Origin of the sequence: Marinicauda sp. Alg238-R41 (assembly GCF_947331485.1) — a bacterium.
Lineage (GTDB): Bacteria > Pseudomonadota > Alphaproteobacteria > Caulobacterales > Maricaulaceae > Marinicauda > Marinicauda pacifica.
In genome coordinates this window covers 268,440-280,837 of the sequence record NZ_CAMZOJ010000002.1, presented here as the reverse complement: position 1 = coordinate 280,837, position 12,398 = coordinate 268,440, and the positions used below count along the sequence as shown (strand labels likewise).

Sequence of the window (12,398 nt, the reverse complement as noted above, 5' to 3'; positions counted from 1 at the left end):
TAACTTTTTCGCTAACGATAGTGGGGTCAGACGGCCTGTAAGCCGGGTTCTGTGCCGGTTTTTCCACATGGGAAAAACCGGTGGCGACCATTCATCTGCGCCAGTGATTGCTCACTGACTGAAGCGACCTACCCGGATGGCGCTCGGAAGGCGCGTGTCCGGACGAACCGGACTTCCATCCCTATTCGGTCTTGCTCCGGGCGGGGCTTGCCGTGCCCCCTTCCTTGCGGTCGGGGCGGTGCGCTCTTACCGCACCGTTTCACCCTTGCCGCGCCAGGCGCGGCGGTTTGTTTTCTGCGGCGCTATCCCTAGACCGGCAAACCGGCCCGCCGGGCTTTCCCCGGCGCCCTCCTTCCGTGGAGCCCGGACTTTCCTCTCCGGCCCGGCTTTCGCCACTGGACCGAAGCGGCCGCCCGGCCGTCTGACGCGCGGTAGATAGGCGCTTCACCCCGCTGGAGGCAAGCGTCTCACCCTGCAGACCGGCAGAGTTCAGCGACATGCGTGATCAGGGCCGCGGTCTGGGCATCGACGGTCCCGTCTATCGAGGCAGGCCGGAAACGGCGCTGAAACGCGACGACGACAGCCTCCATTTCAAGACCGAAATGGCTATCGACCTCCAGCCCATAGCCAATCGCGGAGAGCGTGCGCTGGACGTCCCCGACGGGTTCGCCCGAGGCGCCGACGCGAAAATGCTCCGAGCGGGACTGCGAGACCTCGCCCGGCCACAGGCCCACACCGTGTTCGGCGAGATGCGCCCAGGGGAAGCGCTCGCCGGGATCCTGCTTGCGGCCGGGAGCCACATCGCTGTGCCCCACAACATCGCGCGGAGCGATCCCATAACGTCCCACGATGTCGCGTGAGAGCCGGACGACCGCCTCGATCTGGACGGCCGGGAACTCCGGTAGTCCAAATTCGTGACCGCCATTGACGATCTCGATGCCGATGGAGGCGGAGTTCACGTCGTCAATTCCTCGCCAGGATCCGGCTCCTGCATGCCAGGCACGGCGCTCTTCCTCCACCAGCCTCACCACCCGACCATCCTCGAACACCAGATAATGCGCGCTGACCTTGGAGGCGGGATCGCGCAGACGCTCGAGCGCGGCTGCTCCTGTTTCCATGCCGGTGTAGTGCAGCACGAGCATCGAGATCTGGTCGTTGCGGTCGTCGTGATTTGGAGAGGGCGCGTCTTCGAACGTCATCTTGGTTTCTGCAATACGGTTTCCGGCTGGACGGTTTTGGCGCGCCGCGCGGCGACCGTCGCCACGCCGGCAATGGCGAGCGAGCCGCCCAGGACCAGCTGCCAGGTCACCGGATCGCCTAGCAGTACGACACCGGACACGACACCGATGAGCGGCCCCATCAACGTCAGCGGCGCGATCAGGGACGCATCATAACGGCGCAGCAGCCAGTAGAAGGTGCCGTGGCCGAACACATTGACCAGCAACACCGTAAAGAAGAGCGCCGCGATGAACACCCAGCCGCCCGATACCGTCGAGGCGAGCTGATCGTGCTCGAACAGCAGGCTCGCGATCAGAAGCGGCGGGGCAGAGATCAGACCCATCCAGGCTTGCAGCGGAATGGGCTTGAGATCGACCTGCTTGACGAAGATCGAACCAGCCGCGGCCATGAAGGCAGCACACACACCGAATAGAAGCCCGGCGGTGAAGCTGAATTCGGCCGGCTTCATGACGACCAGACTCGCTCCGGCAAAGGCGAGCGCCATGCCTCCGCCCCGGATCCAGCGCACCCGCTCCTTCAAGAACAGGATGGACAGGATCGTGGTGAAGGGCACGGCGAGCTGGACGACGATCGCGATGGCCGACGGGCTAGCGTAATTCAGCCCCAGAAACAGGAAGGCGAACTGTGCCGCGCCCATGGTCAGAGAAGCGGCGATGACCGGTCCCATTTTTTTGGGAAACGGCAGGAGCCAGGGACCGAGGAAGGCATAGAGCAGCGCAAACCGCATGAAAGCAAAGAAGAGCGGCGGCGCCCCCTCGAACCCGGGCACGATTTGCGGCGTGCCGGACAGCGACCATTTCGCGACGACGAAGTTCAGCCCCCAGACGAGGCAAACCAGGAACAGGAGACCGAAGTGACGTGCGTTCATGGTGCCGGGTTAACGCCGCCTCGGGAGGGGTGCAAGCGGCAAAAATGGGTAGCAGGCTTGCGCCGTGCCGCAATTTTGTCCCCAGGACTCAAATCTCAGATCTCGCCTCCTACTACGACTACTATCGCGGCCAAGCTTCTGATTTTTCAGACGACAGCAGGACAGGGCGATGAGAATCGCAAGAGATACCCCGGGTGCGGTGGGCCGTTCGGACGCAATATCCCCCCATTCGTTGGTCGCTCAGAGCGAAGCGAAACCTGTGGAAGCGAGGCAGTCTATGGCGCGGTCCGGCGGACGGGGACAGGCGCAGGACACGGCAGGCCCAGTTCGCACCGGGTCGGCCCGCACCGGTGGCTTCAGTTATTCGCCTGTGCACCGTCTGAATGCGCCCAGCGTGTCCTGGCGTTCGGCCAGCGCATCATACGCGGTCCAGTGGATATCGGTTGCGATGACAACCACACCGCCATCGGCGATGTCCCGGTAGATGGAGGCATCGCCGCTCTCGCGGACCTCGTTGTCGATGTACCAGAGCGCCCCGAACGCGGCCGGGATATCGACCCCATGCAGCATGTCCCAAGTGTCCGGCACAGGCGCGGCGTGCACTCCGGTCCAGGCCATCAGGCGCTCCGGCGCAATACCGGCGTCCAGCAGGGCGTCGAGCCGTTCCTGATCCTGGATCTCCACCGAGATGGCCACGCGCGGATCGGCGCGCGCTACCCGGATCGCCTCCTCCGCCGTGTAGACAACCACCGCCGCATACGAGATGGCGTTCGCTTCCACGATTCCAGCGACCACCTCCTCAACCGGGAGGCCCGACTTGACGTCCAGTTGAACAAAGGCTCGCCCGCGCGCCCAGTCCAGTACGTCGGCAAGCGTCGGAATCGCGAAATCGGTGACCTGGCCGGCTTCGTCGACAAGGCGCACCTCCACAAGATCGGCAAACGCCATCGCGTCTACCTGGCCTTCTCCGGTTGTGGTCCGCTCAAGCGTATCGTCATGCAACGCAATGATGATCCCGTCCGCCGTCCGCTGGATGTCCACCTCCAGTATCATCGGCCCGCGCGCCAGCGTGTTGGCGAAGGTCTCGATCGCATTTTCCGGATAGCCCGGCTCCACCCCGCCGCGATGGGCGCTCACGAAGGCTGCCTCCTGATCGCGCAGGCAGCGCAGCACGTCCGGGATGATCTGCCCCTCCGGAGCGACAGCCGGGACCAGCGGTTCAGGCAGGGCCGCCCAGGCACTGCCGGTCGCAGAAGGGTCGGCAGCACCGCCCCCCGTTGCCGAGCAGGCGGCGAGCCAGAACCCTGCGCATACCGCGACCAAGAGTGCATTCGGTTTCATCGGGGCAGATTTCCCGTTGTTTGGCCGCATCATCAGAACTGCACCGAGACACGAACATCAAAAGTGCGGCCGTAGGTGCCGTCGCCGAGTTTGTACTCATAGTCCGTGTCGAGAATATTCTTCACGGAGCCCTGAAAGGTGACGCTTTCGGTGAGCTGATAGCGCGCGGAAGTGTTGAACACCTCAAAGCCCGACATTTCGAAGGTGGAGGGATAGTCCGAGAGGAAATCGCTCCGGGCATATCCGTCGATCGTGAGGCTTAGCTGCTCGGTCGGGCGCGCGGTGAGGGCCACGCTGAACTCGTGCTCGGGCCGGCCGAAGAGCTGCTGGCCGTTGCTGACCTGCACCGAACGGGCATTGGTGTAGGCGATCGTCATGTCGAGCCAGTCCGCAAGACGTGCTGCGGCCTCCACTTCGACGCCGTCCATCTCCACCACGCTGGAAATATTCTGCGGCTGACTGACGCCCAGAGCCGGGTTGAACACCGAGAAGATCCCGTTATCCGCCTCACCGATATAGCCGGTCACCGACAGACGGTATCCGCCGCCCGCCGAGATCAGGTCGATCCCGGCATCGAGCATCCAGGTTTCCTCCGGCTCCAGGTCCGGATTGCCCTGGAAGGTTGCCGATTGTCCCAGAAGCTGGCGCAGGCTCGGAGCCTCTCGGCCGGTTCCGTACGACGCGCGCAAACGCACGCCGGTGTCGCCCGTCCATGTCTGGGGCAGCCCCCACGAGACGGCCGCGCGTCCGGTCTGCACACCGCCAAAGAGTTCGTTGTCGTCATGCCGGCCGGACAGGGAGACGAACAGGTCTTCGGCCAGCTGCCAGTTGAAATTGGCGTAGAAGCCGAGATTGTCGATGCTTTCGTCGATCGCCGCGAATGGGGCGCCGCTCAGGCTGCGAAATTCCGCGCTCTCGCGGCTCTGATCGACACCGGCCAGGAAGAAGGACTCCGATCCCAGATACCGGCTCGATCCATCGAACCGATAGGTCGCAAAATACTGAAATTCCCGACGCTCTCCCAGGCTTTCCGACACGCTAGAAGGCGTCTCATCCAGACTGTCAAGGCGCGTGTAGGCGACCTGACCATTGTGGATCAAGCGCCCTCCAAGCGAGTCCGCGGTGAAGCCGGCATGGGCGACCAGCTGTTCGCTGTCGACATGGCCCGGGGAGTCCTGGAACAGGTAATCGGCCAGGACCGGGTCACCGAAGAGGTAGCCGCTGTCTGTCTCGTTGGTCGATTCAGAAAAGCGCAGCCCGCTGCGCAGCTCCAGCCCGTCGCGCGGACGGTAGTCCAGATTGAAGGAGGCGGTTGTGTTGCGATAGCCGTCATGCTCGACATTGCCCGGGGCACGGCTGGCGATCGAGATGCCGTCGGTCTCAATGTGCGAGACCGAGGCTGCATAGCCGAACTGCCCGATCTCGCCTTGCGAGCCGATCCCGGCCTGAACGGTGTCGTGAGTGCCATATCCCCCCGTGAGGCGGAAATCCGGCTCTCCGCTCCCCCGTTTGGTAGTGATGGAGATCACGCCCGCCACTGCATCGGCGCCGTACACGCCCGACTGCGGCCCACGCAGCACCTCAACGCGGTCAATCATATCCAGCATGACGTGCTGGATGCCGAACTGGTTCGAGAATTCCGACGGGTTATTCATGCGCACCCCGTCCACCAGGATCAGCGTATGCTTGGTGGTAAAACCGCGCATGCGTACCTGGGTGTTCTGGCCAAAGCCGCCAGATCGGGTGACCGCCACCCCGGGCAGACGCTGGAGCACGTCGTCCAGGACCTGCAGGTCGGCGAGCTCAATATCCTCGGCCGTGAACAGGCTCGCCGCCGAGCCCACCTGATCAATGCGCTGAGGCACGCGGCTATAGACGGTGATGATGTCGTCGCTGGCGCGCGAGGAAGGCCGCACTGCGGCAGCGTTCTGGTCTGCCGCGGTCTGAAGCGTGCCGTCGGTTGCGACGGCAGCTGGAACCAGCGCGCTCGCGGCAAGCAGGCAACTGACGAAACGGGCGGCCGGTTTGATGCTGGTCATGATCCCCTCCATGCCAAATGGCCGCTCCGGTTTGCATCACTTGTGTGACGCCTGAGCCAAGCTGCGGAAACGTTTCGGTAACGCGAGCGCCTAAAACCACCTGCCGGCCGTTTGCTGACGTCCAAATGGCTCCGTCACAGAGGTGTCACCGCGATATATGAGAATGGACGGTCAGGAGGTTTGAATGCTCGACCGCGATGACTACTGGCCACGCCTGATCAAGAGCTTGCGTTCACGTGAGCACCTGACCCAGGCCGACCTGGGCTCACGCCTCGGCGTGGACCAGACGGCTGTCTCGCGTTGGGAGAGAGGCCAGGACGCGCCGGCGCTGCGGCTTCGCCAGAAGATTCGCGATCTCTACCGGCAACGCGCCGCGGGCAAGCAGGATCTGGTGGCGCGGGCGCGAGTCCGCAACGCACTCTGGCCGGCCTCCCTGGTCGGCCCAGGCGCGGTCTTTATCGAGTTCAACGCTCGCGCTCTGGCGGAAATCGGCATTCAGGTGGACGACTTGCGCGGGCGCAGCATTTACGGGCTTTTCGGCCCGGACGTCGATTGCGTCACCGAGCGCTGGGAGAGTGCCGGCATCTTCCAGGGAGAGCTTGCCATGACGGTTTCGTTGAACCGTATCGATGGACCGGAGGGACCGGCCTTCATCAAGACACTGGATACGCCCCATTTCACTTGGGATGGCGACATCTGGTGCCTGTGCGAAATCCAGCGCATCAGCGCAACCGAACACGCCAAGCTCATAGAGGAATTCGGCGGGGCCCACTTCGCCCTGCCGTTCGACGCTCTGAATCACTGATTGAGGCCGTTGGCCGGACGGATGCGTCGGGAAACTAGCCCTCGCTGGCGCCGTCAACCGTCCAGCCGCGCGGACCGGGCCGGGCAATGAGGGTCACCGGGCCTTCGCTGGCGCCCTTGCGGCCACGCACCTTGCGGTAGAGCCAGTAGGCGCTGGCGCCGAGCGCACCGAGACCGGCGATCACGAGGGCAGTCGCGGTCAGTACGGCCGCGAGCAGAACGACGAGGCCGATAAAGGCGGCGGCAATTACCGCAGCGAGGACCCCGCGCAGCAGGCTCATCGCACTCAAGCTGGTCATCGTGTGTTGTGCGCCCATCATCTTTTTCCCTGGCCGTCAGTATCGTGCCCACCCATGCCAATAGATTTGGGTATGGCACCCGTCAGGTCAATGCCGCGCGCGGCGATCAGGTTCCAACACTCACCGCGCGTTGCTTTAAGATCGCAGCATAGGCGGCGTTGATCGCGGCCATCTTGGCATCTGCGACTTTCTGAAGCGCCGGCGGCGCGCCGCGCGCGATCAGGCGGTCCGGGTGGTTCTGAGAGGCGATTCGCCGATACGCCCGCTTCAGGTCGACATCCGAGATATCCGGGTCGATGCCGAGCACGGTGTAGGGGTCGTCCGTGCCGGCGCCGAGATGGGTCCGCTTGATGCGCGCAAACTCGCGTTCGGAAAATCCGAACAGGTCTGCGACGCTCGCCAGGTAGGCTTCTTCTCCTGGCGTGACCCGGCCATCGGCCTGCGCGATGAAGAAGAGCGCATCCAGCACGTCTTCCAGAACAGCCGGATTGGCGCGGAAGCGGCGCGCCAGCCGGCGCGCATAGCCCTCGAAGCCCAACGTCGTCTGCTTGGCCAGGTTGAAGGCACGCTGAAGCTGCGCCTCGAAGCCGGCCGGAGCGCGAAACACCGTGGAGAACGCTTTGACCTCCGAACGTGTTACCTCTCCGTCCGCCTTGGCCATCTTTGCGCCCAGTCCGATCAGGGCCATGGCAAATTCGGCATCGTCGACCGGGTGACCGGGCAGACAGTCGCCATCAGGACACTCGAACGGGTCGGGTGAACCAGTGATACGGTCAGCCAGTTTGCGCCAGAAGTTCATTCGCGTTTATCTCATGGCCCGCGACACGGGTTTTGTGTTTTGACCCATAGCGCCCTTTCAGCAAACCGGAGTTTTTCATGAGCGACCCGTTCGAAGTCTGGATCGACCGTGGCGGCACCTTCACAGATGTGATCGGGCGCAAACCGGACGGCCGGATCGAGGCGCTCAAACTACTCTCTGAAAGCCCCGCTTATGAAGACGCAGCCACACAAGGCGTCCGCCGCATATTGTCGCTGGCCGACGACGAGCCCATCCCGGACGCTGCGCTGGCCGCCGTTAAAATGGGAACGACCGTCGCCACCAACGCCCTGCTGGAGCTGGACGGCGCGAAGACGCTTTTTCTGGTTTCGCAAGGGTGCGGCGACATCCTGCATATCGGCGACCAGACCCGGGCGGACCTGTTCGCGCTGAAGATCGAGAAGCCGGCGCCCCTGCCCGGCCGGATCGTCGAGGTGAGCGGCCGGCTGGACAGCGAGGGCGAAGAAATCGAACCGCTCGATGCCGGGCCCCTGCGCACGGCGTTGAGCCGCGCACGAGAAGACGGCTTCGAGGCCGTCGCCATTGCGCTCCTGCACAGCTATCGCAACGATCGTCACGAGCGCGCGGTGGAAGCGCTGGCGAAGGAAGCCGGGTTTGAGCACATCATCTGCTCGGCCGATGCCAGTCCCCTGATCAAGCTGGTGCCGCGCGCCTCGACCGCCGTGATTGACGCATATCTGACCCCGGTCCTGCGCCGCTACGTCAAGCGCGTGCGTGACGGGCTGGGCAAGACCCCGCTCTATTTCATGCAATCGTCAGGCGGGCTGGCCAATGCCGACGCTTTCCATGCCCGCAATGCGGTCCTGTCCGGCCCGGCCGGCGGCGTCGTCGGCATGGCGATGACCGCGCGCGAGGCCGGGCATGACAAGGTGATCGGCTTCGACATGGGCGGCACCTCGACCGATGTGTCGCGCTTTGACGGCGATGCCTATGCCCGCTCGGGCCAGGCGGAGCTGGGCGGGCGGCTTCTTCGCGCGCCCATGCTGTCGGTCCACACCGTGGCGGCCGGCGGCGGATCGATCCTGGCGTTCGACGGCGAGCGCGTCCGGGTCGGACCGCGCAGCGCCGGGGCGGACCCGGGTCCGGCCTGCTACGGGCGCGGCGGCCCGCCAGCGGTCACCGATGCCAATGTGGTCCTCGGCCGGATCCAGAAGGACTGGTTTCCCAAGGTCTTCGGACCGGACAATGACGGCCCGCTGGATGTGGAGGCCGCGCGTGCGGCGCTATCCGAACTCGCCAAGGCGATGGGCGCCGAGAGCACCGAGGCCGCGGCCGAGGGCTTTCTGGCCGTGGCCGTGGAAGCCATGGCCGAAGCCATCAAGCAAATCTCCATCGGGCAAGGGGTCGATCCGCGCGGCTATGCGCTGAACGCCTTTGGCGGCGCCGGAGGCCAGCACGCGTGCAAGGTCGCCGAGGCGCTGGGCATGACCACCGCCCTCATCCATCCCCAGGCCGGTCTCTTGTCAGCGTACGGAATCGGCCTTGCCAAGCTGCGCGAGACGCGCGAGGCGGGCCTCGATATCGCGATGGACGATGCCGCGCTGAAGACGGCGCAGGAGGCGATCGACGGGCTGGAAAGCACGGTCCGAGGCGCGCTGGAAGGCCGCGGCGCCCAAGGCGTGCGCGTGCTCGCCGAGGCGCGGCTGCGCGCGCAGGGCTCCGATACCGCCCTCCCGGTTCAATGGGGCAGCGAGGAGGACATGCGCGAGGCCTTCTCCACCGCGCACGAGCGCCTGTTCGGCTTTGGCGCCGAAGAAGCGCCGCTGGTCCTGGATTCGGTCAGCGTCGAAGCCGAGGCAGACCCGGCCGGGGCCCGGCTCTCCACGCCCAGCCTGCCTGCCCAAGAGGGCCATCCCGAACCGGCCGGAAACGCACAGATCTACCAGTCAGGAACCTGGCTGAAAGCCCCGGTTTTTCAACTCGATACGCTGGGCGCGGGCGTTCACATCGAGGGGCCGGCCCTCATCATGGATGCCAATCAGACCATCGTGCTCGATCCGGGCTGGACGGCGACGCGCCAGGAAACCGGAATGCTTGTGCTGACGCGCGAAGCGGAAGCGTCCGCCGACGAGGCGGGAACCGAGCTCGACCCGGTCACCCTCGCCCTGTTCAACCGCCGGTTCATGTCGATTGCCGAGCAGATGGGCGTGGTGCTCGAACGCACCGCGCACTCTGTCAACATCAAGGAAAGGCTGGACTTTTCCTGCGCGGTCTTCGATGCAGACGGCGGGCTGGTCGCCAATGCGCCGCACATGCCGGTGCATCTGGGCTCCATGTCGGCGAGCGTGCGCGCGGCGATCGAGGCCCATCCCGACCTCGGCGCAGGCGAAGCTATCGCATTGAATGCGCCGTATAATGGCGGAACCCACCTGCCGGACGTGACGGTAATCGAGCCGGTCTGCGATGATGAGGGAAAACGGCTGTTTTTCGTCGCGTCGCGGGGACATCATGCCGATATAGGGGGGATAGCGCCGGGCTCCATGCCGCCCTTCTCGACCCGGATCGAGGAGGAAGGCGCGGTTTTCGACGCGGTCAAAATCCTCTCCAACGGTCGCTTCGACACAAAGGCCGCGCGCGCTCCGCTGGAGGCGGGACCCCACCCTGCGCGCAATCCGGACCAGAATCTGGCCGACCTCAAGGCCCAGCTCGCCGCGTGCGCGAAGGGCGCCGAAGAGCTGCACCGTCTGATCGAGGAGCACGGGCTGGAGGTGGTCTCCGCCTACATGACGCACGTCCAGGACAATGCCGAACGCGCCGTGAGACGGGTGATAGGCGCGTTGAGAGATGGCAAGGCGGAGGTGCGCCTGGACGACGGGTCGGTCATCAAGGTGGCCGTCACGGTCGACGGTCAAGCCGGCACGGCTGTCATGGATTTTACCGGTACTTCCTGCCAACTCGGCACTAACTTCAACGCACCGAAGGCTGTTACGCGTGCCGCGGTGCTTTATGTGCTCCGCTGCCTGGTCGACGACGAGATTCCGCTGAACGAGGGGTGCCTCAAACCGATCGAGCTCATCGTTCCGGACGGCTCCCTCCTCGATCCGAACCCGCCCGCCGCGGTCGTCGCCGGGAATGTGGAAACCAGCCAGCTCGTGGTCGACGCGCTCTTCCTGGCGACCGGACGCATGGCGGCCGCCCAGGGCACGATGAACAACTTCACCTTCGGCAATGCCCGCCACCAGTATTACGAGACGATATGCGGGGGAGCGGGCGCCGGCATCTTCGAGGACGGCGAAGGCTTTGCCGGCGCCAGCGCAGTGCATACCCACATGACCAATTCGCGCCTGACCGATCCGGAGGTGATGGAGCGCCGCTACCCGGTGCGAATCCGCGCCCATGCGATCCGCGAGGGCTCGGGCGGGGCGGGCAAGTTTGCGGGCGGCAACGGCTCGGTGCGCCGGGTCGAGTTTCTCGAGGAGATGGAGGCCGCCCTGCTGTCGGGCCGGCGCGTGGAAAGCCCGCCGGGACTGGCGGGCGGCGGCGACGGAGCGCCGGGCAAGGCGCGCGTCATCCGCGCGGACGGGCGCGTGGAGGAACAACCCGGCCTGTTCCGCGTCGATGTCGGACCCGGCGACATGATCGAGATCGAGACGCCCGGCGGCGGGGGGTATGGCAAGGGGTAGGGCCCGGCTTGCCTCTCTTGAAATCCTGGCCGACCGGAAGGGAGAGCCGGCACTGTGTTTACGAGGGGCGGGGTCTGGTCATCGGCGTGAGGCCGTCGTCCGACCCTTCGAGGCTCGCTGCGCGAGCACCTCAGGGTGAGGGAATGGGTGACATCGGATGAATATCGTAAATATATCAAAATTTTATACCCCACTCACTCCCTCATGCTGAGGCGCTCGCCAAAGGCGAGCCTCGAAGCATCGGGCGGCGGGCTCGAACCTCTCTGACGTGGCCCCGGCTCTGCGCGCTTCGCGCTTGGCCGGGGGTTCAAGAGAGAGAGAGCGAGTTCTCAGCGTGGCCTGGGTTTCAGGAGCCGGGAGGAGATGGTTCACGCCAAGACGGTCTCTCTCTCTCTTTCCTGACGAAGGTCAGGACCCAGGGAGAACGCGCGGCCCCCTACGATCTTCTGGGTCCCAGCGTCCGCTGGGAAAGAGGAGGCGTATTGCTTGTCTTTCTATGTCTCCAACGCCCCTTGCCAGCGCACGCCCTCCCGCGCAAACTCGCCGCACGCGGGAATTTGTTCGCGCGCGGCGCACAGCCCAAAAGACGAACCGGTCTGTTTCGGGTGGGTCGTCTATGGGGTGAAGGGGGCGATCATGGCGCTGGGAGCTTTAACCCTGTCGGCCTCACGCGTGCAGCCCTTCCCGCGTCCGGATTTTCCCGTCCCGACTGCAGTCACATACGAGAGCCACGGGATATCGTAATCCGATGAGCATCCTGGCCATAATTCTATTTGGTGTTGCGTCGGCTCTCCACCTGATAGCACTTCGTCAAGTGGTTTCGATCGCTGACGATAAAGGTGTGCCAATCGTTGGTCGAGACCGGATCTTGTTCAGTTTTTCGACTTCTAAGCGTTGGCCATGGCTGCCAAAGAAGCTTCTTTGGACGTATCGCCTGGCGGCATTTTTAAACGTTGCCGCGCTTTTTTTGATGCTAATTCTGTTGAGTGAGTGACATGAGCTACTAGGGGAATAACGGGACACCCCTGAAAATGAAGAGGCGAAGCATCAATGAAGCTTGTGTTTTCGACGCTGTTTAAAATCGGCGCGCTGGGGCTAGGGCTTCTGTTCGCCGCCTGCTCCAGTTTCTCGCACAGCTACATGTCGCCAGAAGATCGCCAGGCGCATGGGCAAAGGCTCATGCAGGAGGCGGTTCAGCAAAGTGACGTCGTGTCCGTGCTAACGTCCGGGGGGGGCGTGGTTGTTTTGACGGATATTAGAATCGGATCCAGTGAATACTGCGCTGTATTGCGGTCCGTATGGAGCAGTATGAGTTACCGTGAGGGTTGGTCGGACAGAAATCCAAGC

The 12,398-nt window shown here is 64.3% G+C and carries 9 protein-coding genes and 1 other RNA gene; 3 read left to right on the top strand and 7 right to left on the bottom strand.

Going from position 1 to position 12,398, the window contains the following annotated elements; all coding sequences use genetic code 11:
* Nucleotides 1–22 precede the first annotated feature (22 nt).
* From rnpB to PGP17_RS09810, 5 genes are all read right to left on the bottom strand, one after another.
* Nucleotides 23–425, bottom strand: an RNA gene (gene rnpB, locus PGP17_RS09830) — RNase P RNA component class A.
* Nucleotides 426–467: 42 nt separating this feature from the next.
* Nucleotides 468–1,199, bottom strand: a complete 732-nt coding sequence (locus PGP17_RS09825; protein ID WP_270375192.1) for an N-acetylmuramoyl-L-alanine amidase — start codon at nt 1,197–1,199, stop codon at nt 468–470.
* Entirely contained in the window at nt 1,196–2,107 is a 912-nt protein-coding gene (locus PGP17_RS09820; RefSeq protein WP_135944199.1) for a DMT family transporter, read from the bottom strand. Before PGP17_RS09820 ends, PGP17_RS09825 begins: the two co-directional genes overlap by 4 nt.
* Before the next feature lie 360 nt (nt 2,108–2,467).
* Complete coding sequence (locus tag PGP17_RS09815; RefSeq protein WP_270375191.1) at nt 2,468–3,448, bottom strand: glycerophosphodiester phosphodiesterase family protein; 981 nt, start codon at nt 3,446–3,448, stop codon at nt 2,468–2,470.
* A gap of 32 nt (nt 3,449–3,480) precedes the next feature.
* Nucleotides 3,481–5,487: a TonB-dependent receptor plug domain-containing protein gene (locus PGP17_RS09810; RefSeq protein WP_270375190.1), complete on the bottom strand. Its 2,007-nt coding sequence runs from the start codon at nt 5,485–5,487 to the stop codon at nt 3,481–3,483.
* 184 nt (nt 5,488–5,671) lie between these two features.
* Between PGP17_RS09810 and PGP17_RS09805 the strand changes: the two genes are divergently transcribed.
* Nucleotides 5,672–6,292, top strand: a complete 621-nt coding sequence (locus PGP17_RS09805; RefSeq protein WP_270375189.1) for a helix-turn-helix transcriptional regulator — start codon at nt 5,672–5,674, stop codon at nt 6,290–6,292.
* A 34-nt stretch (nt 6,293–6,326) separates the two neighbouring features.
* Here the strand turns inward: PGP17_RS09805 and PGP17_RS09800 are convergent, their stop codons facing one another.
* Both PGP17_RS09800 and PGP17_RS09795 read right to left on the bottom strand, forming a co-directional pair.
* Nucleotides 6,327–6,590: a hypothetical protein gene (locus tag PGP17_RS09800; protein WP_241973575.1), complete on the bottom strand. Its 264-nt coding sequence runs from the start codon at nt 6,588–6,590 to the stop codon at nt 6,327–6,329.
* Nucleotides 6,591–6,696: 106 nt separating this feature from the next.
* Nucleotides 6,697–7,389, bottom strand: a complete 693-nt coding sequence (locus PGP17_RS09795; protein ID WP_135944208.1) for a molecular chaperone DjiA — start codon at nt 7,387–7,389, stop codon at nt 6,697–6,699.
* A gap of 77 nt (nt 7,390–7,466) precedes the next feature.
* Between PGP17_RS09795 and PGP17_RS09790 the strand changes: the two genes are divergently transcribed.
* Nucleotides 7,467–11,051: a hydantoinase B/oxoprolinase family protein gene (locus tag PGP17_RS09790; protein ID WP_270375188.1), complete on the top strand. Its 3,585-nt coding sequence runs from the start codon at nt 7,467–7,469 to the stop codon at nt 11,049–11,051.
* A gap of 748 nt (nt 11,052–11,799) precedes the next feature.
* Nucleotides 11,800–12,045, top strand: coding sequence for a hypothetical protein (locus PGP17_RS09785; protein ID WP_270375187.1), 246 nt, complete (start codon nt 11,800–11,802; stop codon nt 12,043–12,045).
* Nucleotides 12,046–12,398: the final 353 nt, after the last annotated feature.